The organism is Streptomyces sp. CB01201, assembly GCF_002803085.1.
GTDB lineage: Bacteria > Actinomycetota > Actinomycetes > Streptomycetales > Streptomycetaceae > Streptomyces > Streptomyces hundungensis.
In genome coordinates this window covers 490,420-512,995 of the sequence record NZ_NNBJ01000001.1, presented here as the reverse complement: position 1 = coordinate 512,995, position 22,576 = coordinate 490,420, and the positions used below count along the sequence as shown (strand labels likewise).

Below are 22,576 nucleotides of genomic sequence, written 5' to 3'. Positions count from 1 at the left end.
TCCCCCCCCCCCCCCCCCGGTCTCCACTCCCGGGTCTCCGCCCCCTGTCTCAGGGCCGCTGCGTTGGTACGGGTCGCAGCGCGGGCCAGCGGGCGAGCATCCGGTCGCGCATGCTCGCCGTCAGGGCGCGCACCGCGCCGAGAACCGGGTCGCCGGCGGTCAGTGCGCCGACGACCCCGAGCCGGTGGAGCAGTCGCTGGCGGGCGCTCGCCGTGCCCCACGTCCAGTCCTCCTCCGGGATCCGGGCCAGATGGTCCGTGCCGTCGCGGTGCGCCCGCTGGACCAGCGCGTCACCACGGATCAGCCAGCCGACACACGCGTCGACGAGACCGTCCGTCCGGAGCTCGGAGCCAGTGGCGGCGCGCCATGCCGTCAGGTACGCACGCTCCGCCCGGGCCAGCAGCGGCTCCGTGGCTGCGGTGACACACCAGCAGGTGGGGAAGCCGATCCGCAGATAGGCCAGTTCCATCAGGCCACTGCCGAGCGAGGCCTGCTCGAAGTCGACGAACCTGACGCCCTCGACGGTGTGCAGATCGTTCCCGGGGCAGGGGTCCCCGTGGAGCAGGGCGTGGCCCGGGGCCCGGTCGAGTCGGCCCACGAGCGCTTCGAGTTCGTCGCGGACACCGGCCGGGACAGCCGCTCCGAGCGCCACGGCGAGCGCGAGGAAAGCGGCGATGTCCGCCTTGCCCGGACCCTGCCGGCGCGGCAGCAGCCCGGCATCCTCCGGAGCGGCCGTGGCATGCAGCCGGGCCAGGGACTCGGCGTAGTGGACGATCCAGTCGGGTGCCGGGGTGTGGTGGTCGAGATGGTCGAGGACGAGCAGGCGGCGCTCGGGGTCGGTGGCCAGCAGCCTTGGTACGACCGGCGTGGGGGATCGGGCGGCGATCCCCAGGGCGGCCAGCTCGCGGGCGTAGCGCTCCTCGGCGCCGGGGCCGTCGACAAGGTGCTTCACCACGGCCTGGCGTGGCCGGGCCTGCGCCCTGGCCGGCAGCTCGACGCGCCACACCTGCGAGCGCGGGCTGCTGCTCAAGGAGCGAACCGCCGTGGGCGACCCGAGCTCGGCCCGTAACACGTCCCCGAAGATCAGTTGCGTATCCATGCCCGCATCGTGCCAGGCGCCCGCGAACGGCGGGGGCGGTCCGGACGGGCTCGACGGGCCGGACGCTCGTGCTTGCCGGGGGCGGCCCCGCCCGGCCTTCCCGCCTGGCGGGAAGGCCGGTCGGACGGTCCACTGGGAGGACCAGGAGCCGGGCGTCACACGATGAGGGAGTACACCTGCGATGGCGGACACCCACCATGTTCTGCTGATCTCGTTCACCGATGCGGCGCGGTGCCGTGCGGCCTTCGAAGAGGCGGCCACCCTGCCGGGGATCCGCCAGGCGGCCGTCCTGGAACGTTCGGCCGACGGTCTGCTGGACGTGCCGGAGAACCATGTGCGCGGTGCCGGGGTGCCCACGGTCGGCGGCGGCCTGGTCGGCGGCCTCCTCGGGCTGCTCGGCGGCCCGATCGGTGTGCTGCTCGGCAGCGCGGCCGGGGCCACGCTGGCGAACGCGGCGGAGAACCGTCAGATCCTGGAGGACGGCGCCGGCCTCATCGTGCTGAGCAGCAGGGTCGAGGACGGCGCATCGATGCTGGTCGTCGATCTGCACGAGTCCTCGCAGGAACCCGCCGACGAACTGGCCCGGCGCCATGGCGGTACGCTGCGGCGCCTGTCCGCGAAGGAGCTCACCGCGGAGGTGGAGGCGGCGGAGCGCGCGGCCGAGGAACACGGCCCGCGGGACACCGGCGGGGTTTGAGGCACACGCCCGGGGACTCGGGGCGGCCACTCGCCCGGCGGGGCTTGAGGCACACGCCCGGGACCGGCCGGCGGCTCATGCGGGGCACACGCCCGGAGACTCGGGGCCGGCACTCCCCCGGCGGGGCTTGAGGCACACGCCCGGGACCGGCCGGCGGCTCATGCGGGGCACGCGCCCGGAGACTCGGGGCGGGCACTCGCCCGGCGGGACTTGAGCCACACGCCCGGGACCGGCCGGCGGCTCATGCGGGGCATGCGCACAGACCTGGGCGGCGGAAACTCGGGTGCGGGGCGACCCGTCCGGTCGTACCCTGGCGGCATGAAGGTCATCCACCGCAGCAGCATCACGACCGCGCGAGCGACCAGCTCGCCGGTCGCCGCCGCCTGACCTCGTTCCCCCTCTCCCCCGGCGACCGGAAACGGCCCGCCGGTGTGGATCGACCAGATTTCCCGTTCGTCGCCCCGTGCTCGCGGTCCCTTTCCGGCTGCCCCGCCGTCAAAGGATCCGTCCATCATGAACTCCGTCCTGAACAGCGAACGCGTCGTCCGCACCTTCGTCGAGTACTTCGAGCAGCTGGACCACCGGCGCATCACGGGCTCGTCCCTGCTGCCGCCGCCCGGTGACTCCGTCCTCTTCACCACCTCGGGCATGCACCCCCTCACCCCTCATCTTGAAGGCCGCCCCCACCCGCTGGGCCGCCGTCTGGTCAATGTGCAGCGCTGTCTGCGCACCACCGACCTGGAGGAGGTGGGTGACAACACCCATCTGACGGTCTTCGAGATGCTCGGCACCTGGTCGCTCGGCGACTACACCGGCTCGCACAGCCTCCGCTGGGGCCACGGCCTGCTGGTGGACGGCTTCGGCATCGATCCGGGACTGCTGTACGCCACGGTGTTCGGCGGGGACGAGCGCTCGGGCCCGGACGTCGAATCCCTGCGCACCTGGCAGGAGATCGGCGTGCCGGTCGAGCTGACCGGCGAGGAGAACTGGTGGTCCAACGGCCCCACCGGCCCCTGTGGGCCGGACTCGGAGATCTTCGTCTGGACCGGCGAGGGGCCGCCCCGGTCCACGCCGACCCGGGACGCCCGATGGGTCGAGGTGTGGAACCACGTGATGATGCGTCACCGGTGCGGCGACGACGGCACACTGGATTCCCTGCCCCAGCGGAACGTCGACACGGGGCTCGGCCTGGAGCGGCTCGTCGCCGTCCTCCAGGGCAAGCCGTCGGTCTTCGACACGGACCTGTTCGAACCGTGGATGCGCACGGTGCCCCCGCTGTGGGACCTGGACCTGCGCTCGCTGCGCCTGGTCTGCGACCATCTGCGGTCCGGCATCGTCGTGGTGGGTGACGGCGTACTGCCGTCCAACACCGGTCGCGGATACGTTCTGCGGCGTCTGGTGCGGCGGGTGCTCACCTCCCTGTGGCGGGCCGACCCCTCGCGGACGATCGGCGATCTGCCCGAGGAGCTCTTCGGCCACACGCTGGACCACTTCGGCCAGCAGGGACCGAGCGGGCGCATCCGTGACGTACTCCTCGACGAGGAGCGGCGCTTCACCCAGCTCCTGGAGCGGGGTCGACGCGTCCTGTCCCGGCCCCGCTTCTGCGGCCCGCTCGGTGAGGACGACTTCGACTACCTCCACGACACCCATGGGCTGCCCCGCGACCTGGTGCTCGGCCTGCGCGCCGATCTGCACGGGTGATACCGGTACCCGAGGGCGCTGCCGGGGTTCGACGGGGGCACCTCGTCGACACCGTACGACCGCCGGAGCCGGGGGTCCGCACGCACGGACCGTAGACTCGGCGGATGGCAAAGTACTTCGACGTGCACCCCGACAACCCCCAGCGGCGCACCATCAGCAGCGTGGCCGACAGCATCCGTTCCGGTGCGCTCATCGCGTACCCGACGGACTCCTGCTACGCGCTGGGGTGCCAGCTGGGCAGTCGTGACGGCATCAACCGGATCCGCTCGATCCGCGATCTGGACGACCGCCACCACTTCACCCTGGTGTGCGAGAACTTTGCACAGCTGGGCCAGTTCGTACAGATCGACAATGATGTGTTCCGCGCCATCAAGGCTGCTACGCCCGGCAGTTACACGTTCATCCTGCCCGCGACGAGGGAGGTGCCGCGGCAGCTGCTGCACCCGAAGAAGAAGACGGTGGGCGTACGGATCCCGGATCACGCCGTGGTCCAGGCCCTGCTCGCCGAGCTCGGGGAGCCGCTGCTGTCCAGCACGCTGCTGCTGCCCGACGAGGCCGAGCCGATGACGCAGGGCTGGGAGATCAAGGAGCGCCTCGACCACGCGGTGGACGCGGTACTGGACTCCGGCGACTGCGGCACCGAGCCGACCACCGTCATCGACTTCTCGGGCGGCGAGGCGGAGATCGTACGCCGGGGCGCGGGCGACACCTCGCGCTTCGAGTAGTCGCCCGCGCCCGCCCGGCCCCGGCCGCCGCTCCCGCCCCGTCTGGCCCCGGCGGCCGCTCCCGCCCGGTCCGGGCATCGGCCGCGCTCCGGGCATCGGCCGCGCTCCGGGCGCCGGTCCCGGCCGGGCGGCACCCGGAGCAGGGCCGTCAGTCGCGGCGGGGGCCGATGACCGCGTTCCCGTCGTGCACGGTGATCGCCTGCGCGGGGCAGGCGTCGGCCACGTCCAGAATGCGCTCGTCCGGCTCGATCGCCTCCGGCAGCACCCGTGCGTGCTCGGTGTCGAGCGCGAAGACATCGGGGGCGGCCCCGGCACACATGCCCGAGGCCAGACAGAGCTGGGGATCCACGCGTACGGTCCAGGTCATGGCCGTCACCACGCGACCGGCATGACGCGCGGCCCGCGGACCAGCATCTCGGTCTTCCAGGTGATGTCGCCGGCCAGTTTCAGGCCGGGGAAGCGCGTGATGAGCGCGCTCAGCGCCTCCTGGAGTTCAAGGCGGGCCAGCGGGGCGCCCAGGCAGTGGTGGACTCCGTGGCCGAAACCGAGGTGCTGGTTGCCCTCGCGCGCGATGTCCAGCACGCCGGGGCCGCTGAAGCGCAGCGCGTCGCGGTTGGCGGCGCCGGTCGCGACCAGGACGGGGCTGCCGGCCCGGACCAGGGTGCCGCCCACCTCGACGTCCTCGGTGGCGTACCGCGCCTGGCCGGCGCCACTGCCCAGCGGCACGAAGCGCAGCAACTCCTCCACCGCATGGGCGATCAGCTCGGGGCGGGCCCTGAGCTGGGCGAGCTGGTCGGGGTGGTCGAGCAGGGTGAGGGTGAAGTTGGGGATCTGGGACGCGGTGGTCTCGTGTCCGGCCACCAGGACCGCCACACACAGGTCGACGAGTTCGAGTTCGGACAGGCGGTCGCCGCCGTCGCGCGCCTCGATGAGCGCGGTCATCAGGTCGTCCCGCGGTTCCTGGCGGTGCAGGGCGATCAACTCGCCCATGTAGGCGCGCAGTTCCTCCCGGTTGGCCTCGAACTCGGCGGCCGTGAGCGAGCTCGTGGACAGGGCCGCGTCGCTCCACACCCGAAAGCGCGGGCGGTCCTCGGTGGGCACGCCGAGCAGCCGGCAGATCACCGCGACGGGCAGCGGCAGCGCGTAGGAGTCCACGAGGTCGGCGGGTGCCCCGCTCGCCTCCATGTCGTCGAGCAGGCCGGCGGTGAGTTCGCGGACCTGCGGACGGAGCTTCTCCACCTGGCGGACGGTGAACGCCCGCGCCACCAGCGAGCGCAGCCGGGTGTGGTCCGGCGGGTCCATGCCGAGGATCCCGCTGTTGGTGCGCCCCTCGGACTGGCGCGGCTCGTCGTGTTCGGCCCCCGCGGCCCGGCTGAAGCGCTGGTCGCCGAGGACGAGCCGGGCGTCCGCGTAGCGGGTGACGAGCCAGGCGGGCTCGCCGTACGGCAGCTGCACGCGTAACAGGCCCGGCAGTTCGCGTACCCGCTCGTACTCCTCGGCGAGCTGGAGTCCGTCGGCGGTGTTGAAGGGATAGGCGAGGGGTGTGGTCTCGGCTGTCGTCACTGCGGCCTCCCGGATGTAAGCAGCTGCTTACAACGGTAGGGGCGCCCCCTGAGTCGGTCAACGGCGCATTGTGGCCGTTATCCTGACGGGCCGTCTGAGAGGATCTCCCATGGCAGAAGCCTCCGAATCGCCCGCCGGCGAGCGCCGCCGCGACGCCGCGGCCACCCGCAGGCGGCTGCTCGACGCCGCACGCGATCTGTTCGCGGAACGCGGCTACGAAGGGGCGACGGTCCGAGAGATCGCCGAACGCGCGGGCGCCAACCAGGCTTTGCTGTTCCGGTACTTCGGGTCCAAGCAAGGCCTCTTGACGGAGGTCGTCGCGCAGGGCGGCCTGGAGCAGTTTCGCGCCACACCGCCCGAGGAACTCTTCGAGACCGCGCTGCGCTCGATGCTGACCAGCAGCGCCGCGGGAACGGCCGATCGGTCCCTTGAGGTCTATCTGCGGTCCATCGGCCGGGGCGACGACGCGACCGGGACGCTGCGCGAGCTGGGCGAGCGCTACCAGCGCGCACTGGCCGAGCTGTCCGGCGCCAAGGACGGCGCACTGCGCGCCGATCTGGCCATGGCCTGGCTGCTCGGGATCGGGCTCATGCGAACGGTGGTCGCGCGCGAGCCCCTGGCGAGCGCGGACCCGGACACGGTCTGCCGGCTGGTGGTCGACACCCTCGACCATCTGTGGTCGGACGCCGAGCGTGAGGCGCCCTAGGGGTCAACCGGCCCTGTTTCATGGGGAGATCGGCCCGGGCGGGGATACCGCGACACCTCGGCGACACCTCGACGCGGCCCGGCTCCGGCCCGCGCACGTCCGGGCCGGAGCCGCTGGGGCGGCTCCGGCGGCATCGGACGGCATCCGGCGGGGGCTGGGCAGGCCTGCCGGTGGCGGGCCTGGCGGTGGCATCGGTGGCGGGCCTGTCGGTGGCGGGCCTATTCGACGATGCGGACCGCTCCGGACGGACAGAGGTTGACCGCCTGGCGGGCGGCCGGCTGCTGGGCCCCGTCGGGATCCGGCGTGAGGACGTCGACGACACCGTCGTCGTCCTGGTCGAAGACGCCGGGGGCGGTGAGCGCGCACAGCCCGGCGCCGACGCACACGTCCCGGTCGGCGGACACCTTCATGGGGACTCCTTCCACCCCGGTCACCAGGTGACCGGCAGCTCGTTGACGCCCTGGATCGTGGTACCCGGACGCAGCGTGAGCCGCTCCACGGGGACGGCGAGACGCAAGGTCGGAATACGGTCGAACAACGCGGTGAGGATGACTTCGAGTTCGAGGCGGGCCAGATTCTGGCCGAGGCACTGGTGCACTCCGTACCCGAAGGAGAGGTGGTGGCGTGCGCTCCGGTGCACATCGAGGCTGTCCGGATCCTCGAAGACCGAACTGTCGCGATTGGCAATGGAGTTGGTGACGATCACGCCCTCGCCCGCGCGGATGAGCTGCCCGTCGACATCGATGTCGGCGGTGGCCACACGGCCGCCTGCGATGTCGGCGATTGCGAGGTAGCGCAGCAGCTCCTCCACCGCACCGGGCACCAGGGAGGGGTCGTCGCGCAACGCGGCGTGCTGCTCGGGGTGTTCGAGCAGGGTGATGACGCTGAGCGAGGTCATCGAGGCCGTGGTCTCGTGACCGGCGACGAGCAGGAGCAGCGCGGTCGAGATCAGCTCTTCGCGATCGATCTCCCCGGCCGCCAACTGCCGTGACACCAGGGAGTTCAGGAGGCCGGAGCCGGGCCGGGCCTGCATCTGGGTGATGAGCCCGTCCAGGTAGTCGTTCAGGTCCTGGCGGGCTTTGACCGCCCCGTCCACGTCCGTGGACTGCACGAGACGCCTGCTCGCGTCCTGGAAGTAGTCGTGGTCGGCGTACGGAACGCCGAGCAGTTCGCAGATCACCATGGAGGGAACGGGGAGCGCGAACTGGCTGACCAGGTCGGCGGGCGGGCCCCCGGCGAGCATCTCGTCGATGAAACCGTGCACGATGCGCTCGACGTCCGGGCGCATGCCCTTGATGCGCTTCACGGTGAATTCACTGATCGTCATCCGCCGGCGGGGGCCGTGCTCCGGCGGGTCCATGCCGATGAAGGCGGGGCGGCCGGACCGGATGGCCTCGAACCGGGGTGAAGTGGCGGGGAAATGGACGCTGGTGCGGTCGGAGGAGAGCCGGGGGTCCGCGAGCAGCCTGCGCGCGGTCTCGTGCTTGGTCACCACCCAGGCCCGTCGCCCGTCGAAGAGGGTCACCGGGCTCAGCGCATCGGGCTTGTCGCGCAACTCGGCGTAGGAGTCGGGCAGTTGATAGGGGCAGGTCCGGTCGGCCGGGAAGGCGGGAGCCTCGGCCGTCTGCAACGTGGTGGTCGTCGTCTCGGTCGTGTCGGTCATCGAATCCCTCGAAACCTCAGACGTTAAAGAACGGTCAGTTCTCTAAGTTGGAGGCTAGGCTGTCCCCCCTGAAGAACGCAACGGCCCCTATCGGACACACCCGGGAGGCATGGGTGCCCAGCAGCACCGGCCCGGTCACCGAACCACCCGTTGACCACCGCAAAGGCCCGCGCCGCCGCGGTGAGGAACTGGAACGAGCCATTCTGCGGGCCACCTTGGACGAACTCGCCGAGGCGGGCTACGCGGCGCTGACCATGGAGCGGGTGGCGGCCCGGGCCCGTACCGGCAAGGCAGCCGTCTACCGACGCTGGCCCAGTCGCGCCCAACTCGTGCTGGATGCCTGCAAGTTGGGCAAGATCTCCGACGTCGATCTGCCCGATACCGGCGAGCTGCGCGGCGACACCCTGGCACTGCTGCGGCACATGGCGGCCACCATGGCCAGCCCGCTCGGCGGAATCATGCGCGGCCTGCTCGGCGAGATGACCCGCGATCCCGAGCTGGCCGAATTGATTCGGGAGCGCGTCCACACCGTCCGGCCGTCGGGCGTCCACGTCATTCTGGAGCGGGCCGTGAAGCGCGGCGAGATCGAGCCATGGGTCCTCGCCTCCCGGCGGGCCACCGTCGCGACCGACCTGCTGCGCAATCAGTTCCTGCTGTTCGGCGCCCCGGTGCCGGACGAGTTCATCATCGACGTCGTCGACGACATCTATCTGCCCCTGATCCTGAGCCCAGCCCCCCGCCAGGGGGGTTAGCCGCCCGCCGGGAACGTTGACCGCCCGCCGGAAAGGTCAGCCGCCGTCGGCGTCCGGCCGGGCCGCGAGCTTGCGCAGCAGAGCCAGCAGCGAGGCCCGGTCCCCCGCCGTCAGCCCTTCGAAGCATTCCGCGAGCGCGGCGTCGGCCACCTCGTGTCCCGCACGCAGCACCCGCCCGCCCTCGGCCGTCAGGTGGTGTTCGATGCGCCGGCCGTGCCCCTTGCGCCGGTCCACCAGACCCTGAGTCACCAGACGGCCGGCGAGCGCGCCGAACGCCTGCTCACTCTGGAACGTCGCCACGGCAAGCTCCCGTGCGCTGGCTCCCGGCGCGTGGTCGATCGCGCGCAGGGCGTCCCACTGGGCCAGCGTGCTGCCGACGGAAGCGAGGTGCGTGTCGAGCGAGCGGTGCTGTCGATACTGGGCGGCCTTCACGGCCTTCCCGAGGGTCTGGAGGTCAACGGCCATGCGGGCACACTAACATGGCGACTAAGCTTGTTTAGCTAAATATCTTTAGTTACAGTCGGGGCCATGACTTCCGAACTCGCGCCCGCCCTGTCCGGCCCCTCATCCGGGCGCCCCGTACTCGTCCTGCACGGTGGCGGCGGCCCCGCCACCGTCGCCCCCATAGCCGAGCACTTCGCCGCGTCCTCGCCCACCCTGCTGCCCACCCATCCGGGCTGGAACGGCACATCGCGCCCCGAGAACGTCACATGTGTCGCCGACCTCGCCGCCGGCTACCTCCGGCTCCTGCGCGAGCGCGGTCTTTCCGACGTCCTGGTCGTGGGGTCGTCGCTCGGCGGCTGGATCGCCGCGGAGATGGCGGCCGCCGACACGGAGGGGACGATCAGCGGGCTCGCACTGATGAACGCCGTCGGCATCGAGGTCGAGCAGGAGCCGGTGCGCGACTTCTTCACCCTCGACGCCAAAGGTGTCGCCACCTACGCGTACTACGACTCGGAGCGGTTCTATGTCGCTCCGGAAGACGTACCGGCCCAGCAGCGTGCGGCCATGGCCGGCAACATGGCGGCCCTGCGCCTCTTCTCCGGCGGCCCCTCGATGGCGGACCCCACCCTGCGGGCCCGTCTGGCGGAGGTCACGGTCCCGACGCTCGTGCTGTGGGGGGAGGCCGATCGCATCGTGACGCCCGCCTATGGTTCGGCCTACGCCGCGGCCTTCGACAACGCCCGCTATGTGACGGTGCCGCGAGCCGGCCACCTGCCCCATCTGGAACAGCCGGGGCACACGTTCGCTCTGCTGGACGCGTTCGCGGCCGGTACGGGGGGAGTCCGGTAGCCCGGGGTTCACCGGACAAGTCCCGGGCTAGTCCCGGTCTTCGGGCGGCCCGCCGCCCATCATGCGCAGCATCTCCCTCCCGCCGGTCCGGAAGAAGCGCACGAGCAGCGCGCCGGCGAGCACCAGGAACACCATGTTGAGCCACGTCGTGTAGTTCCAGGCCACACCCTCCATGGGGATGGTCGCCGAGTTGCGGTCGGGGACGAGTCCGAGGCCGCCGAAAAGGAACTCGACCACATACCCGGCGACCACCATCGCACCGTAGAACGTGCCGAGCAGGAAGGCGGCCATGCGGGCGCCGTAGTACTTCCGGTAGATGGAGAGGATCGGCAGGATCAACAGGTCCGCGAAGATGAACGCGACCACCCCGCCGAAGCTGATGCCGCCCTTCCAGAGGACCACCGCGAGCGGCACGTTGCCGATGGAGCAGACGAACGAGGCGATCGCGACGAGGGGGCCGATCAGCGGCCCCCAGAGCCGGGACGCCAGCGGGTGCCCGTCGAAGAAGAACGTACGCCAGAAGGAATCCGGCACCCATGCGGCGATCGCGCCCGCGATGAGCAGTCCGACGACGAGGTCACGCAGGATCGCCGCCCACTCCATGACGAAGACGTGCGCGGTGGAGGTGAAGCCTTCGGCCGAGAACAGCCGCGCGGCGAACGAACCCTCCTTCCGCACGGACATGTCCATCGAGGCGTGACCCTCCATCGACCCGGCCAGACCGCGCTCGGCCTGCGCGCGCGCCCGGCCGAGCAGGCGATCCCGGAGGAACAGCCGGAAGAGCACGGCCAGCAGCACGATCATGACGGGACCTCCGACGAACTCGGCCGCCGTGAACTGCCAGCCCATCAACAGGGCCAGAATCACGCCGAGTTCGACGACCAGGTTCGTCGAGGCGATCTCGAAGGCCATCGCCGCGGTGAAGTGGGCACCCTTGCGGAAGAGCGAGCGGGCGAGCGCGACGGCGGCGTACGAGCAGGAGGACGAGGCCGCGCCCAGACCCGCCGCGATGGCCAGGGTGCGCGGCCGGTCGTCGCCGAGCAGGGCGACCACCGTGGACTTGCGCACCACCGCCTGCACGACGGCGGACAGGGCGAAGCCGAGGACCAGGGCCCAAGTGATCTCCCAGGTCATCGAACCAGTGATGCGCAGGGCGTGCAGTACGGCATCCATGACGTGCCTTCCCTGGACGGACTCGGGGCGTGCGGCGCAGGATGGACCGCGGTCGCGTGGCGGAGTGGGGTTACTGGATGGGGTTCCGGTCCTCCGTCATCTCGACGCAGGACCGGAACCGCCACTCCCCGTTGGTTGTACCGGTTCGACTACTCCGACGGGTCCGACTGGTCCGACGGAACCGACGGAACTACCGAAGTCGCTCGACGATCTTGTTCATCTGCTCGATCTCGGCGTTCTGCGCCGCGATGACATTGCCCGCGAGCTTCTTCGCGTCGGGGTTGGTCCCGTTGCTCTGCTCATCCTTGGCCATGGTGATCGCGCCCTGATGGTGGCCGACCATCAACTCGGCGAACTTCTTGTCGAAGTCCTTGCCCTTGGCGGACTTGAGGGCGCTCATGTCCTGGTCGGACATCATCCCGGCCGTGCCGGACGAGCCGTGGTGCATCCCGGGCATGTCTCCCATCGAGGAGGACGCCGAAGGCAGCGGCTTGCCCCACGCCTTGAGCCAGCCCTTCATCGTGGCGATCTCCGGGTCCTGGGCCTTCTGGATCGTGCTGGCCAGACTCTTGACCTCGGCGTCGGCGGCGCGGCCGTCGGCCAGGCGCGCCATCTCCACCGCCTGCTGGTGGTGCGGGATCATCTGCTGCGCGAACGTCACGTCCGCGTCGTTGAAGGCGCCGGATCCGGACGGGGCCTGGGAGGACGGGGAGTTGGCCGAGGCCGCGTTGCTCGGTCCGTGGTTCATGCCGTGCGTGGCCGAGTCCGCGGACTCGGAGCCACTGGAGGCACCGCAGCCCGCGAGGGCGAGGGTGAGGGCGGCGACGGTGCCGACGGCCGCGAGGGTGCCGCGGCGGACGGCGATGGTGTGGGTGGCAGACATCGAATGGAGTTCTTTCCAGGTGGTCGCGCCCACGCTGGGGCGCTCGAACGGGCAGGGCACCTCGTCGGTCCGGCCGGGGGCCGGGCCGAGAGCACCTGTCACGTCCGTGCGACACACACCTCAAGAAGCAGTTCTCTGCCGTGGAGCGGTGGTCCACGCCGAGCGGCCGCGAACGGAGCCCGGGGACGCAGGGCGAGCCCCCACCCGACGAGGACCACCAGGCCGAGCAGCGCGAGCAGCCCGGCCGCGGCCGCCGGCAGACGGTCCCGGGCGGGCGTGGACACACATAGCTCGCCACTCACGGGCGGGGTGACGGAGGCGGCGCGCACACCCATGTGCTCGCCCCACATGTCCGTGTGCCCCATGCTCATCGGCGCGCCCATGGGTGCTGCCATGGTGAAGTCACCGTGGCAACCGGAGGCGGCGCTCGCGGGGGCCCCGTGCATGGAGAAGAGCCCGAACAGGACGGCACACAGCACCAGGAGCCGGGAAAGCCCCACCCTGCGCACGCGTCCGCCGTCCACGGTCTGCCCCCGCCCTCTCTCGCTCGTACGGCTCATGCCTTCCGGGCCCGACCATACCCCCACCGGGTTTACTGACGGGCGACCACACCCCGGCGTGGGCGAACCCGTGCCGGGCGGCTCGCGCCTCGCGTCCACATGCGCCGCCGAGCCCGGGCACCCACCGAAGTAGCCAGGTCAGTGGTGGAATTTGGGCTGGTCCGCCACAAGGGTGAGCTATGTTTTGAGCACACATGGCATGAGAAGGAGGCCCGCCGGTGTCATCGGGGCAGCAGGTACGCGCCCAGTCGGCCGCGATCACGCCGAGCGGGGATCCATCGGATCACGAACGCGCCCCGGTGGACCGGGTCCGCGCCCTGTTCGACGGCCACCGGCTCTCCCCCGGTCAGCGGCGCATCGCGCAGTACCTCATCGACCACCTCACCGACGCCGCCTTCCTCTCGATCACCGAGCTCGCGGAGCGGGTCGGTGTGAGCCAGCCGTCCGTGACCCGGTTCGCCTCCTCGCTCGGCTACAGCGGCTATCCCGCGCTGCGCGAGATCCTCCAGCCGCTGGCCCTGAGCGCGGTCGCGGGCACTCCCGAGAGCCGCGAGGAGAGCAAGCACAACGAGCTCCAGGCGGCGGTGGACGCCGAGATCGAGAACCTGGAGAACGTGCGCCGGCTGGTCGCCAACACCACCCAGGTCCTGGAGATCGGCCGCGAGCTGGCCCTTTCGGTGCCGCTGACGGTCCTCGGCCTGCGCATCTCCGTCTCCCTCGCCGAGTATTTCGCGTACGCGGCCCGCCGCATCCACCCCGATGTGCGGCTGGTGACGCGCGGCGGAAGCGTCGCCTACGACGCGCTGCTCCAGTCGCGTTCGGCGGGCGGCACCTGGGTGCTGGCTTTCGCGATGCCCCGGCACGCCAAGGAGACCCTGTCGGCGCTCCGCACGGCCCGCAGCGCCGGGCTGCGCATCGCGCTGGTCACGGACACCACCCTCGGCCCACTCGTCGACGAGGCCGATGTGGCGCTGACCGCGGGCACCGGCTCACGGCTCGTGTTCGACTCGTACGCGGCACCCGGCGTGCTCGCCGCGGCCATCCTTCAGGCGATGGCCGACGCCGACCCCGAGCGGACGCAGGCGCGGCTTGAGGAGTACGAGCAGGCCGCCGACAAGCACGGCTTCTTCCTCTGAGCCTGCGCCATCGCCAGGGCCAAGGCCAGGTCTAGGTCCAGGGCCGACGTCGGCGAGCCTGAACCTGCGGGTCTGCCGCAGCCGCCGAAGCCCTCACCCTCGGCCCGCACTCGTCCCTTGACCAGGGCTTCAAGCTCCGCTGAGTCGACTATTCCGTTTCTTCCCCCGGGGCCGGATTCGTCCAAGGCAAAGCGCAGGATCTTCACAACGTAACGGCGCATGAATTTTTTCATACCCTTGTTTACTCAACGGTATATATGTTTACTGAGCCGTGGCGGCCACCGATCGCCCCCTGCCAAGGAGAGCCACCCCAGCCCCTCCGAGAACGAACAACCGGCGTGGCGCCCCCCTCCTCACGCCGCGCCGGCTGTCCGATCCAGGCTGTCGGATCCGGTGGTACGCCCCTGGCGGCCTCGGCCAACCCCTGGGCCGGGGCCGCCCACACCTCTCGATCAGAGTTCGACAACCATCGGAAGCGACGAGAATGTCCCCTACCGCCCCCACCACCTCCCTCAGCCCGGACTGGCCGTGTCAGGTCAAATCGCCCGGGAGCCGTGACTGGGAGCGCACCGCCACCCGTTGGCTGCGCGACCTGCTGCCGGCCCGCTACGCCGGCTACTCGCCCCTGGTCCGCCACCACGTCCTGCTGGCGCGGCACGCACAGATCCAGGTGCAGCACGAGATCCGCGCGGTGCGCGTCGCCCTCCAGACCAGTCGCGCCGAACTGCCCACGCTGGGCGTCGCCCCGGCCGTCATCGAGAACACCATCAGGATGTACGCGATGGAACTCGAACAGCTGGGCCGGCTCGCGCGCGGGATCCGCCTCGTCATGGAGGCCCTGATGGACGACGGCCCCGCGCCCCGAAGGACAGCCGTACAGCGCCGGTGACGTGGTGACGCGGCGGGCGCGCCCGAGCACTTCGCGGTGCGTACGGACAGGTGAACGCCCGCGTCGGCCGCCCCGCATGCGATCTACCAGGCTGCGTGCGAGCGTGGAAGTGGCTCTACCTCCGACCTGCCCAGCAGGGGGCGACCACCATGAGCAAGAAGCAGACCCGCCAGAACCGGGGCGCACGCACCGGCGGCCACGATCGGACCACGACCGCGACGACGACCGAGGCCAAGGAACAGACGCAGATCCCCACCTCGTCCGCGACCATGCACTCGACACCGGAGGTCTCGCACAAGCGGTCCCGGAAGTTCGGCCACAACTGACCCGGCCGCCCAAGGCGTCGCGTCAGAAGGCAGAGTTGGCCACCCAGCGCCGGAGCAGATCGTCGTTCCCCGAGGTTTCGAAGACATCGGCGCCGCGGTCGAGGCGGCCGTACAGGAGCAGCAGCAGATCGGCTGCCACTCCCTCGACGGTGGCGTCCGCCGTGCCCGTCGCGGGCGCCTCCTTGGGGTTCGGGTCGATGCCGAAGCCATCGGGGTGCAGTCGGACCAGCCATGCGTCCGGCCGGTCCGTACAGCGGAAGCGGATCGTCTCGTCCTGGCCGCGCAGTTCGGCGGTCTTCGGCGCGAAGGACGCCGCGAAAGGCAGGTTGACCAGGAACTCGTCCACTCCGTCCGCCGCGAGCGCGGGGTCGATCACCGGCCGCAGGCCGACGGCGAGCTCCGCGTCCACCCGGTGCATCAGCGTCTCGAACAGCATCCGCCGCATCCAGAACCGGGCGTGCGGATCGGCACCCCACACCCACATGGGAGCGTCCGGGTCGGTGTCGGCGAACACCTGGGCTGCCATCTGCGCGCTGCCGGTCAGCCAGGCGGGATATCCGTCGTCGCTCGCCGGCAGGTCGAGGGCGGTGTCGCGGGAGAGGGGACGCTCCTGGACCAGCCGTCGAAGCAGTCCGGAGAACATGCGCTGCACGCTTCCGGTGTGCCGGATCAGGTCGACGAGGGTCCAGCCGGGACAGCTCGGTACCGGCGTCCCCAGGTGCGCGCCCTCGACGGCCGCGACAAAGCGCTCGGTCTCAGCCATCACCGCACGACAGTGGATCGCGGGGACAAGGCCTCGGGGCGACGCATCACGGTGTCCGTCTGCGTCCCCGCCTCCGGCCGCGTCCCTGCCCCTGCCCCTGCCGTCTCCCCCGTTGCCCCCGTTACCGCTGTCGCTGTCACGGTTGTTCACGTCGTCGTCGTCCACGGCCCTGTCCATGTGGTCGCACCTTCCTTTCGCGCTGTCGCACCGCTGTCGCACCACTTTCGCGCCCTCGCGCTCCGAGCGACCGGGTTGGTGCGCGGGTGCGCTCCAGTCACTCGTCGCCCAACTGTCCTGCTCAGTGTGCGCCCGGGGCCGTCCTGAACTGATCGCGGGCTCCCCGGTGTGTGGTGGATGTGGATGTGAGCGAGCCGCGCGATATAGGGGCCGTCGCGTGCGGTGTGTACGTCGGACTCATGCGATGTGTGCGCGGAGCCCACTCGGCCAGGCGTGCTGTGTGTGGGCGGCCGTGCGGTGTATTCAGGGATGATGGATCTTCAGGTACTGCGCGCGGCCCGCCGCCGCTCCTTGGCGCCGCGGCACGCTCTCCTCGCGGTGCCGCTCGCGATGATCGCGCTCGTCACGACGGGCGATCTGCTCGTCCCGCCCGATGTGCACCTCGGTCCGTTCCTGGCCGCCGCCCCCGCCGTCACGGCGTCGTTCGCCGGACCCCGCACCACCGGGTCCATCGGCGCGGTCGCCGTCCTGGCGCAGGTGGTCGTTGCGATGGTGCGGGGCAGCGTCACCGATCTCAATCACACCTTCCAGATCATCACGCTGCTCCTGATCTCGGTGTTCGTGACGCTGTTCGCCCATCTCCGTGAGGTGCACGAGAAACAGCTTGTGCAGTTGCGTTCGGTTGCCGAGGCGGCCCAGCAGGTCGTGCTGCGCCCTCTGCGCGAGCGGCTCGGCCCCTTGCGCGTCGCGAGCGTGTATCTGGCCGCCGCGGCGGACGCCCGGATCGGGGGTGATCTGTACGCCGCCGCCCGGACCTCCCACGGCAGCAGGCTCATCATCGGTGACGTACGGGGCAAGGGACTTGAGGCGGTGGGAGATGCGGCACTGGTGCTCGGTGCGTTCCGGGCCGCGGCGCATCAGGAGGCCGATCTGCCGAGCCTTGTCGACTACCTCGAACGTGCCGTAGCGCCGGACCTGGACCAAGCCCACCAAGCCCACCAGTCCCAGCAGTCCTTTCAGGCCCATCAGGCCCATCAGGCCCATCAGGCCCATCAGGCCGCCGAGCCTCCTCGGCACGGTTCGCCCATCGGCTCCGGCCGTGCCCGCCATCCCGGCCTCGGGCCCGAGGATGCTCCTGAGGGCGACCCCGGCTTCGACGATCACAGCGAGGCGTTCATCACCGCCGCCCTGGTCGAGATCCCAGACCTCGGACACTCCGTCCACCTGGTGAACTGCGGCCACCCTCCGCCGCTGCTCCTGCGTCACGAAGGGGTCGTCACACTGGAGGTCGACCAGCCGGCACCGCCCCTCGGACTCGCCGGCCTCGCCGAGTCCCAACTGGCCACACAGAGCTTCCCGTTCGAGCCCGGCGACATCCTCCTCCTGTACACCGACGGGGTACTCGAAGCACGCGACGAGGCGGGCGACTTCTATCCCCTGGCCGAACGTGCGGCCGCCTGGAACGGCACCGGCCCCCACGCCCTGCTGAGCTACCTCCGTGAGGACCTGCTCGCCCACACTCCGACCGGAACCCTGGGCGACGACGCCGCGATGGTGGCCATCGAGCGGCTCGCCGAGCCCGCCCCACGGGATGCGTCCACCCCGTAGGGATTCGATGATGGGAGCGGGACTCCGTGCGGCGAACGGCATCCCCCGGCAGGCACCCCTTGGACATCCGAGAGAGGGGAGCAGCACATGCCGCAGGAAGCAGCAGATGAGCGACCGGATCCCGAAGGCGGGCGCTCGAATCCCGAAAGTGCCCACGCGGCTGCCGAGGGTCTGCGGGCGGGTGGGCCAGGTGCCCGGGCCTGGTCCGGGCACGCGGGCGCGCAGGCTTTCGCGGCGGTGGAGGCGGCGACCGACTGGCTGATCGGCTACCCGTTCGTGTTCCGGGCCCTCGCCGGGACGAGCGCCACCGGCGGGACGCTCCTTGACTTCGGCTGCGGGCCCGGCAACGTCGCGGAGCACGCCGCCCGACGGCTCGGCATGCGGATCATCGGCGTGGACGCCTCCCGCGACATGCTCGCCCTGGCCCGCCGACGGGTCACCCCGGGTGCCGAGTACCACCTGGTCACCGGCGGCCGCGCGAACGGCCTGGCCGATGCCTGCGCGGACGCGGCGATGTGCAATCACGTCCTGGCCTCGCTGCCCGACGACCAGGCCGTCCTGGCCGTACTCGGCGAGATCCACCGGCTGCTGCGGCCGGATGCACCCCTCGCGCTGCTCACCACGGACCCGGCGTGCGCCGGCATCGAGTACGCCTCGCTACGGGTCGGCGAACCCGGCGCCACGTACGGCCCCGGCCAGGCCATGACGGTGCGACTGCGCCGCACCGACGGCACCTGGCAGTCCATGCCGAACCACGCCTGGCCTCCCACCGCGATCTCCGCGCTCCTGAAGCGCGCGGGGTTCACTCCCGTCTCGCAGTCGCATCCGACCCCGGACGAAGCCGACGGCGTCGCCGACCCGGTCCATGCGCTCAGCCGCGACTGGGCGGCCGAACGGCAGCGCCCGCCGCTCGTGGTGACGCTCGCGTTGAGAGCCTGACCTGCGGCGGCTGCCTGAGAGCGGGTGGCGTCCGTAGCCGTTGGCCCCGTTGGCCCTTTGGCCCTTGCCCCTCTGGTCTGTGGCCTGTGACCATGGCCCTTGGCCCTTGGCCCTTGGCCCTTCAGAGATTGCTGTCCAGGAATGTCTTCAAGGCGGAGCCGTCCATCGGGCCCGCCGCGAGCGCCACCGTTTCGCCGCCCTTGAGCAGGACCACGGAGGGGGCGCCCTCCACGCCGTAGCGCCGTACCGGCACCGGACAACGCGTCATGTCGGCCTTGATCACGGTCAGGCGCCCCGCGTACTCCTCGGCGGCCTCGGCCACGACGGGGTCCATCTCCTTGCATGCCTTGACCGCCTTCGGCCAGGTCCCGCAGAAGTACGCGAGCACCGGGCCTTCGGCCAGCGCGAGGATGAAGTCGAACTCCTCGTTCTCCAGCGGTTGGTGGACCCTGCGGGCCATGGCGCTCCTCCGTGGTGCGGTCAGTACTGCACGGCGTACGACAAGCAGTACTCCGGTCGGCACTGCGCGCCCCATGATGACCCGTGCCCGCGCATGCTGCGAAAGCCACGCTCTCCGGCCACATCGACGACATGGATCGGGCCGACCGTGCGGCGAGGTGCACGGCGTGAGCGCCGGGCGGGCGGATACTGGCGGCATTCCGTACGCCCGCGCGTCCGAGGAGCCGGCCATGGTTCTGCCTCCCCCACCCAGCCAGCCTCCACCCGGAGTCCTCGGCCGCCGTTCGGTGCTCCTCGGTACGGCCGTGTGGTGCCTGGGCACCGCGGGCTGCTCGGGCGGGGCGCAGTCATCGCCCGCGCCCACATCGCCCGGCGCCCGCTCGCGCACACCGTCAGCCGCCTCCCCCACCGGTCCGGCATCCGCCTCCGGCTCACCGTCCGGCGCCGCGAGCCCCGCCGCCACACTGCCCGAGGCCGTGCCGTGGCGGCCGGGGCCCGGAGAGATCGAGCCCGCCGCCAAACTCGCCGCGGTGCGGCTGGTCGAGGCGCTGGGCACCTGGCCGGCCGGGCAGGGCGGCCGGGAGGCGGCTGCGGCACGTGTCGCCTCGCTGGGCGTCTCCGAGAGCATCGCTTCCCAACTCGCCGCCGAGGCAGGGTCGTTGGCGCCATCGGCGGACACGGCGGTGGTACGGGTGATCGACGCCCAGTACGGCGGGATCCTGTCCGACACGGCGAGTGTTCTGGTCGTCTGCGACCAGCCCACCCTGGCGGGCTCGGCCGTGCACCACGGGGGCACGACCGTCGACGTTCGCCTCAGCCTTGGCTCCGGCGGCTGGGCCGTCACCGGCCTGCACCCCGCGGCACCGGGCCCCGCCAAGACGCTGGACTCCGCTGCGCGGGATGTGCTCGCCCAGTCCCGCATCGAGTTGCCGCCCGCCTCCGTGGCCGACATCCGCAGCGGCGCCGTACATGACAGCGTGTTGCGCGCCATGCTCCAACTCGCGGGCACCTACCGGCTTTCGGTCAGCGTCGTACGCTCCGGTCATCCGCTGGACGTGTTCGGCACCGACCGCCCCAGTGATCATCCGCTGGGCCGCGCCTTCGACGTGTGGCGCATCGACGGCCGGCCGGTCGTGGACCCGGCGACCTCCCGCAGTCTGATCACCGGGTTCATGCGAGCCGCCGCGTCGGCCGGGTCGTACAACGTCGGTGGTCCGGTGCAGTTGACGGGCGGTGCCACGGCGAATCAGTTCTTCTCCGACAACACCCACCACGACCACGTCCACGTGGGCTTCTCTTCCTGACGGCAGCGCCGTCCGTGGTCCCCACGCGAGCGGGCCGTGTCGCATCGCCGTCCCATGCCATGCCGTGCCATGCCATGTCATGTGGCCGCAGCCCATGTGGCGATCGCGGCACCTGCGTGACTGACGGGGACGGTGTGGGTGACCCACATGGTGTCCGTACGGAGGTGGAGGAGGAAGGAGGTGGGTTCCGCGAGGTAGTTGGGGATCTCGCCCCGCAGGGCCAGGCCGCTCTGGAGGTGGGTGCTGGGGGCGACCGCCAGGGTGCTGCCGGCGAAGGGCGCCGTGACGGAACGGTGGACATGGCCCGCCAGGACCCGGGCGACATGGGGGTGGCGGCCGAGCACTTCGGCCAGACCGTCGCCGTCGGCCAGCCGCATTCCGTCCAGGAATCCGATCCCCACCGGGACGGGTGGATGGTGCAGGCAGACGAACGCCGGGATGCCGGATCTGCGCTCAAGCACCCAGTCCAGCCAGCCCAGTTGAGCCGCGCCCAGATGACCTCCGGGAGAGCCCGGAACCGTCGAGTCGAGGACGACGACCGTGAAGTCGGGGTGGGGCACCGCGTAGTGCGTCTTGTGTCCGCCACCCAGGAAAGCGGTACCGCCGAAGGCCGCACGCAGCGACTCGGGGTCGTCGTGGTTTCCGGCGACGAGATGCAGCGGCAGGGGAAAACCGCTGACGACATCCCGCAGGACCGCGTACTCCTCGGCACGGCCCCGGTCGGTCAGGTCCCCCGTGATCACGACCGCGTCGGGCCGTGGGTCCAAGGCGAGGACCCGGCCGAGCGCGCGGGCCAACGCCTCGGCCGGCGCACCGGCCAGCGGGCCGGACGTGAGGTGCGGGTCACTGAGATGGGCTATGGCAGGGGGCATCCCCGTACGCTGCCCCGGCTCGCCCACGTGCAGACCGATCACGCTGAGGGCGAAAGCGACGCACTGCCTCCTGTCGCTCCCGCCGGGCGGGCCGCCACGCTCAGCGGGCGGCGAAGAGCGATCGCATGTGCTTGCCGTTGATCAGCGCCACCACGGCCAGCAGGAACACCCCGCAGACCGCTTGTTCGGCCTTCAGCCAAGCGGGAAAGGTGCCCGGCAGAGCGACGACGGCCGCGATGGCCACCACCGTGACGGCCGAGATGATCCTGAGCCTGCGATACGCGGCACGTGAGCCGCGGGCCGCGCGAACGGCGCACAGGAGCGTCACGAGTGCGCTCACGGCCACGATGGTTGCCCGCACCCACACGGCGGAGTTCACTTCCGCCGAGTCGTCTCGGAGGAGAACGATGACCGCCAGCGTGAGCACGCCGATACCGAAGTAGGCGCCGACGAGCGCCTTCGCGCCGCGGAAGAACGCCAGGCTGCGGGGGTCGTTCAGATGCTCAGCGGATATGGCGGCGGGAGCGGGGCGCGGGCTGCGGGCGGGGTGTGCGCTGGGGGCAGGGCGCGGGCTGCGGGCGGCGTTCATGGCGGGTTCTCTTCTCCTGACGAGGGTCTCGTGGCTCGGTCGCACCTGTCGCGGCCATTTCCAGGGTCGCCTCCGCCTGGCGCCCATCCATCGCCCGCACGGACGAAGCCCACGTGGCTCCGGGTCAGGGCCCGCTGAGGGCCGTCCCGTAAGGGGGCCGCACCACGCTGAGGAGGCCCTCGCCGTCGCAGGGAACGGAAGGGCGCAGCGCATCAGCGCCTCAGCGCATCAGCGCCTGAGCCCGCCGGGCCGTCACGCCATCAGCCCGTCACGCCATCAGCCCGTCACGCCATCAGCCCGTCAGGCCATTGCCACGGTCAGCAGGAACGCCGAGTCCTCCAGGGCCTCCACGGTGTGGGGCGTGGCCGGGACCGCCAGCAGGTCCCCGTTACGGCCCTCCCACGTGTCCGCTCCGGCGACGAGGCGGATCCGGCCCGTCCACACCAGCAGCGTGGCCTCGCCCCCGTGGCCGTGCTCGCCGAGAGTGCTGCCCTCGGTCAGTGCCATGACCGTCTGGCGCAGCACGCGCTCGTGCCCGCCGATCACGGTGGACGCGCTGCGTCCGGCCCCGGCGTCCCGGGCGGCCTTCAGCTGAGCGCGGGCGATCGCTTCCAGGGAGAACTTCTCCATGCCTTGCTCACTTCCTTGGGCGGAGGGTGCCGGGGCCCCAGCGTCACGGGTTCCAGGCCGACCCTCGCA

At 71.3% G+C, this 22,576-nt stretch carries 26 protein-coding genes; 12 read left to right on the top strand and 14 right to left on the bottom strand.

Going from position 1 to position 22,576, the window contains the following annotated elements; all coding sequences use genetic code 11:
• Positions 1-49: 49 nt before the first annotated feature.
• Positions 50-1,099 (bottom strand): phosphotransferase family protein, encoded by a 1,050-nt coding sequence (locus tag CG740_RS02345; protein ID WP_100573161.1) that lies wholly within the window; start codon positions 1,097-1,099, stop codon positions 50-52.
• Between the two features lie 181 nt (positions 1,100-1,280).
• On the opposite strand from CG740_RS02345, the gene CG740_RS02340 reads away from it, so the two are divergent.
• The 3 genes from CG740_RS02340 (at position 1,281) to CG740_RS02330 (ending at position 4,222) form a co-directional block, all read left to right on the top strand.
• Positions 1,281-1,796: a histidine kinase gene (locus CG740_RS02340; protein ID WP_100573160.1), complete on the top strand. Its 516-nt coding sequence runs from the start codon at positions 1,281-1,283 to the stop codon at positions 1,794-1,796.
• A gap of 513 nt (positions 1,797-2,309) precedes the next feature.
• Complete coding sequence (locus tag CG740_RS02335; protein ID WP_442802793.1) at positions 2,310-3,497, top strand: alanine--tRNA ligase-related protein; 1,188 nt, start codon at positions 2,310-2,312, stop codon at positions 3,495-3,497.
• Between the two features lie 104 nt (positions 3,498-3,601).
• Positions 3,602-4,222 (top strand): L-threonylcarbamoyladenylate synthase, encoded by a 621-nt coding sequence (locus tag CG740_RS02330; RefSeq protein ID WP_100573159.1) that lies wholly within the window; start codon positions 3,602-3,604, stop codon positions 4,220-4,222.
• Positions 4,223-4,370: 148 nt separating this feature from the next.
• Here the strand turns inward: CG740_RS02330 and CG740_RS02325 are convergent, their stop codons facing one another.
• Both CG740_RS02325 and CG740_RS02320 read right to left on the bottom strand, forming a co-directional pair.
• A complete protein-coding gene (locus CG740_RS02325; RefSeq protein ID WP_100573158.1) occupies positions 4,371-4,589 on the bottom strand; it encodes a ferredoxin in 219 nt (72 codons plus the stop codon).
• 5 nt (positions 4,590-4,594) lie between these two features.
• Positions 4,595-5,785: a cytochrome P450 gene (locus CG740_RS02320; RefSeq protein WP_100573157.1), complete on the bottom strand. Its 1,191-nt coding sequence runs from the start codon at positions 5,783-5,785 to the stop codon at positions 4,595-4,597.
• A gap of 109 nt (positions 5,786-5,894) precedes the next feature.
• Between CG740_RS02320 and CG740_RS02315 the strand changes: the two genes are divergently transcribed.
• Positions 5,895-6,491: a TetR/AcrR family transcriptional regulator gene (locus CG740_RS02315; protein WP_100573156.1), complete on the top strand. Its 597-nt coding sequence runs from the start codon at positions 5,895-5,897 to the stop codon at positions 6,489-6,491.
• Positions 6,492-6,709: 218 nt separating this feature from the next.
• On the opposite strand, the gene CG740_RS02310 is transcribed toward CG740_RS02315, so the two are convergent.
• A complete protein-coding gene (locus tag CG740_RS02310) occupies positions 6,710-6,901 on the bottom strand; it encodes a ferredoxin (RefSeq protein WP_100573155.1) in 192 nt (63 codons plus the stop codon).
• A 20-nt stretch (positions 6,902-6,921) separates the two neighbouring features.
• The gene (locus tag CG740_RS02305) at positions 6,922-8,154 is read right to left on the bottom strand and encodes a cytochrome P450 (protein WP_100573154.1); all 1,233 of its coding nucleotides are present in this window, start codon (positions 8,152-8,154) and stop codon (positions 6,922-6,924) included.
• A 113-nt stretch (positions 8,155-8,267) separates the two neighbouring features.
• Between CG740_RS02305 and CG740_RS02300 the strand changes: the two genes are divergently transcribed.
• Positions 8,268-8,906 (top strand): TetR/AcrR family transcriptional regulator, encoded by a 639-nt coding sequence (locus CG740_RS02300; protein ID WP_199846295.1) that lies wholly within the window; start codon positions 8,268-8,270, stop codon positions 8,904-8,906.
• Positions 8,907-8,942: 36 nt separating this feature from the next.
• Here the strand turns inward: CG740_RS02300 and CG740_RS02295 are convergent, their stop codons facing one another.
• A complete protein-coding gene (locus CG740_RS02295) occupies positions 8,943-9,371 on the bottom strand; it encodes a MarR family winged helix-turn-helix transcriptional regulator (protein ID WP_100573153.1) in 429 nt (142 codons plus the stop codon).
• 63 nt (positions 9,372-9,434) lie between these two features.
• Here CG740_RS02295 and CG740_RS02290 point away from each other — a divergent pair, with 63 nt between their 5' ends.
• Positions 9,435-10,199 carry an alpha/beta fold hydrolase gene (locus CG740_RS02290; RefSeq protein ID WP_100573152.1) on the top strand — a complete coding sequence of 255 codons (765 nt, stop codon included), beginning with the start codon at positions 9,435-9,437 and terminating at the stop codon, positions 10,197-10,199.
• Between the two features lie 27 nt (positions 10,200-10,226).
• Here CG740_RS02290 and CG740_RS02285 read toward each other — a convergent pair whose 3' ends face one another.
• The 3 genes from CG740_RS02285 to CG740_RS02275 form a co-directional block, all read right to left on the bottom strand.
• Positions 10,227-11,372, bottom strand: coding sequence for a permease (locus CG740_RS02285; RefSeq protein WP_100573151.1), 1,146 nt, complete (start codon positions 11,370-11,372; stop codon positions 10,227-10,229).
• A 190-nt stretch (positions 11,373-11,562) separates the two neighbouring features.
• A complete protein-coding gene (locus tag CG740_RS02280) occupies positions 11,563-12,357 on the bottom strand; it encodes a DUF305 domain-containing protein (RefSeq protein WP_324901033.1) in 795 nt (264 codons plus the stop codon).
• Positions 12,354-12,815 carry a hypothetical protein gene (locus tag CG740_RS02275; RefSeq protein WP_100573150.1) on the bottom strand — a complete coding sequence of 154 codons (462 nt, stop codon included), beginning with the start codon at positions 12,813-12,815 and terminating at the stop codon, positions 12,354-12,356. Before CG740_RS02275 ends, CG740_RS02280 begins: the two co-directional genes overlap by 4 nt.
• A 218-nt stretch (positions 12,816-13,033) precedes the next feature.
• Here CG740_RS02275 and CG740_RS02270 point away from each other — a divergent pair, with 218 nt between their 5' ends.
• The 3 genes from CG740_RS02270 (at position 13,034) to CG740_RS40200 (ending at position 15,166) form a co-directional block, all read left to right on the top strand.
• Positions 13,034-13,951, top strand: a complete 918-nt coding sequence (locus CG740_RS02270) for a MurR/RpiR family transcriptional regulator (protein WP_199846294.1) — start codon at positions 13,034-13,036, stop codon at positions 13,949-13,951.
• 484 nt (positions 13,952-14,435) lie between these two features.
• Positions 14,436-14,840 (top strand): hypothetical protein, encoded by a 405-nt coding sequence (locus tag CG740_RS02265; protein WP_100573149.1) that lies wholly within the window; start codon positions 14,436-14,438, stop codon positions 14,838-14,840.
• Positions 14,841-14,989: 149 nt separating this feature from the next.
• Positions 14,990-15,166, top strand: coding sequence for a hypothetical protein (locus CG740_RS40200; protein WP_199846293.1), 177 nt, complete (start codon positions 14,990-14,992; stop codon positions 15,164-15,166).
• A 22-nt stretch (positions 15,167-15,188) separates the two neighbouring features.
• On the opposite strand, the gene CG740_RS02260 is transcribed toward CG740_RS40200, so the two are convergent.
• Positions 15,189-15,929 (bottom strand): maleylpyruvate isomerase family mycothiol-dependent enzyme, encoded by a 741-nt coding sequence (locus CG740_RS02260; protein WP_100573148.1) that lies wholly within the window; start codon positions 15,927-15,929, stop codon positions 15,189-15,191.
• A 489-nt stretch (positions 15,930-16,418) separates the two neighbouring features.
• Here CG740_RS02260 and CG740_RS02255 point away from each other — a divergent pair, with 489 nt between their 5' ends.
• Both CG740_RS02255 and CG740_RS02250 read left to right on the top strand, forming a co-directional pair.
• Positions 16,419-17,714 (top strand): PP2C family protein-serine/threonine phosphatase, encoded by a 1,296-nt coding sequence (locus tag CG740_RS02255; protein WP_159030190.1) that lies wholly within the window; start codon positions 16,419-16,421, stop codon positions 17,712-17,714.
• An 87-nt stretch (positions 17,715-17,801) separates the two neighbouring features.
• Positions 17,802-18,653 carry a class I SAM-dependent methyltransferase gene (locus CG740_RS02250; protein WP_100573146.1) on the top strand — a complete coding sequence of 284 codons (852 nt, stop codon included), beginning with the start codon at positions 17,802-17,804 and terminating at the stop codon, positions 18,651-18,653.
• Positions 18,654-18,774: 121 nt separating this feature from the next.
• Here the strand turns inward: CG740_RS02250 and CG740_RS02245 are convergent, their stop codons facing one another.
• Positions 18,775-19,113, bottom strand: coding sequence for a thioredoxin family protein (locus CG740_RS02245; RefSeq protein ID WP_100573145.1), 339 nt, complete (start codon positions 19,111-19,113; stop codon positions 18,775-18,777).
• A gap of 229 nt (positions 19,114-19,342) precedes the next feature.
• On the opposite strand from CG740_RS02245, the gene CG740_RS02240 reads away from it, so the two are divergent.
• Positions 19,343-20,416 carry a hypothetical protein gene (locus CG740_RS02240; protein WP_234376001.1) on the top strand — a complete coding sequence of 358 codons (1,074 nt, stop codon included), beginning with the start codon at positions 19,343-19,345 and terminating at the stop codon, positions 20,414-20,416.
• A 77-nt stretch (positions 20,417-20,493) separates the two neighbouring features.
• On the opposite strand, the gene CG740_RS02235 is transcribed toward CG740_RS02240, so the two are convergent.
• The 3 genes from CG740_RS02235 to CG740_RS02225 form a co-directional block, all read right to left on the bottom strand.
• A complete protein-coding gene (locus CG740_RS02235) occupies positions 20,494-21,288 on the bottom strand; it encodes a phosphodiesterase (protein WP_100573623.1) in 795 nt (264 codons plus the stop codon).
• 100 nt (positions 21,289-21,388) lie between these two features.
• The gene (locus CG740_RS02230) at positions 21,389-21,877 is read right to left on the bottom strand and encodes a hypothetical protein (RefSeq protein WP_100573144.1); all 489 of its coding nucleotides are present in this window, start codon (positions 21,875-21,877) and stop codon (positions 21,389-21,391) included.
• Between the two features lie 300 nt (positions 21,878-22,177).
• Positions 22,178-22,507: a LuxR family transcriptional regulator gene (locus tag CG740_RS02225; RefSeq protein ID WP_100573143.1), complete on the bottom strand. Its 330-nt coding sequence runs from the start codon at positions 22,505-22,507 to the stop codon at positions 22,178-22,180.
• Positions 22,508-22,576: the final 69 nt, after the last annotated feature.

What these genes read in the sequence shown, in the direction of transcription:
- CG740_RS02345 (WP_100573161.1), bottom strand. Translation starts at nt 1,099, where the DNA reads ATGGATACGCAACTGATCTTCGGGGACGTGTTACGGGCCGAGCTCGGG.
- CG740_RS02340 (WP_100573160.1), top strand. Translation starts at nt 1,281, where the DNA reads ATGGCGGACACCCACCATGTTCTGCTGATCTCGTTCACCGATGCGGCG.
- CG740_RS02335 (WP_442802793.1), top strand. Translation starts at nt 2,310, where the DNA reads ATGAACTCCGTCCTGAACAGCGAACGCGTCGTCCGCACCTTCGTCGAG.
- CG740_RS02330 (WP_100573159.1), top strand. Translation starts at nt 3,602, where the DNA reads ATGGCAAAGTACTTCGACGTGCACCCCGACAACCCCCAGCGGCGCACC.
- CG740_RS02325 (WP_100573158.1), bottom strand. Translation starts at nt 4,589, where the DNA reads ATGACCTGGACCGTACGCGTGGATCCCCAGCTCTGTCTGGCCTCGGGC.
- CG740_RS02315 (WP_100573156.1), top strand. Translation starts at nt 5,895, where the DNA reads ATGGCAGAAGCCTCCGAATCGCCCGCCGGCGAGCGCCGCCGCGACGCC.
- CG740_RS02310 (WP_100573155.1), bottom strand. Translation starts at nt 6,901, where the DNA reads ATGAAGGTGTCCGCCGACCGGGACGTGTGCGTCGGCGCCGGGCTGTGC.
- CG740_RS02305 (WP_100573154.1), bottom strand. Translation starts at nt 8,154, where the DNA reads ATGACCGACACGACCGAGACGACGACCACCACGTTGCAGACGGCCGAG.
- CG740_RS02295 (WP_100573153.1), bottom strand. Translation starts at nt 9,371, where the DNA reads ATGGCCGTTGACCTCCAGACCCTCGGGAAGGCCGTGAAGGCCGCCCAG.
- CG740_RS02290 (WP_100573152.1), top strand. Translation starts at nt 9,435, where the DNA reads ATGACTTCCGAACTCGCGCCCGCCCTGTCCGGCCCCTCATCCGGGCGC.
- CG740_RS02285 (WP_100573151.1), bottom strand. Translation starts at nt 11,372, where the DNA reads ATGGATGCCGTACTGCACGCCCTGCGCATCACTGGTTCGATGACCTGG.
- CG740_RS02275 (WP_100573150.1), bottom strand. Translation starts at nt 12,815, where the DNA reads ATGAGCCGTACGAGCGAGAGAGGGCGGGGGCAGACCGTGGACGGCGGA.
- CG740_RS02265 (WP_100573149.1), top strand. Translation starts at nt 14,436, where the DNA reads ATGTCCCCTACCGCCCCCACCACCTCCCTCAGCCCGGACTGGCCGTGT.
- CG740_RS40200 (WP_199846293.1), top strand. Translation starts at nt 14,990, where the DNA reads ATGAGCAAGAAGCAGACCCGCCAGAACCGGGGCGCACGCACCGGCGGC.
- CG740_RS02260 (WP_100573148.1), bottom strand. Translation starts at nt 15,929, where the DNA reads ATGGCTGAGACCGAGCGCTTTGTCGCGGCCGTCGAGGGCGCGCACCTG.
- CG740_RS02255 (WP_159030190.1), top strand. Translation starts at nt 16,419, where the DNA reads ATGGATCTTCAGGTACTGCGCGCGGCCCGCCGCCGCTCCTTGGCGCCG.
- CG740_RS02250 (WP_100573146.1), top strand. Translation starts at nt 17,802, where the DNA reads ATGCCGCAGGAAGCAGCAGATGAGCGACCGGATCCCGAAGGCGGGCGC.
- CG740_RS02245 (WP_100573145.1), bottom strand. Translation starts at nt 19,113, where the DNA reads ATGGCCCGCAGGGTCCACCAACCGCTGGAGAACGAGGAGTTCGACTTC.
- CG740_RS02240 (WP_234376001.1), top strand. Translation starts at nt 19,343, where the DNA reads ATGGTTCTGCCTCCCCCACCCAGCCAGCCTCCACCCGGAGTCCTCGGC.
- CG740_RS02235 (WP_100573623.1), bottom strand. Translation starts at nt 21,288, where the DNA reads ATGCCCCCTGCCATAGCCCATCTCAGTGACCCGCACCTCACGTCCGGC.
- CG740_RS02230 (WP_100573144.1), bottom strand. Translation starts at nt 21,877, where the DNA reads ATGAACGCCGCCCGCAGCCCGCGCCCTGCCCCCAGCGCACACCCCGCC.
- CG740_RS02225 (WP_100573143.1), bottom strand. Translation starts at nt 22,507, where the DNA reads ATGGAGAAGTTCTCCCTGGAAGCGATCGCCCGCGCTCAGCTGAAGGCC.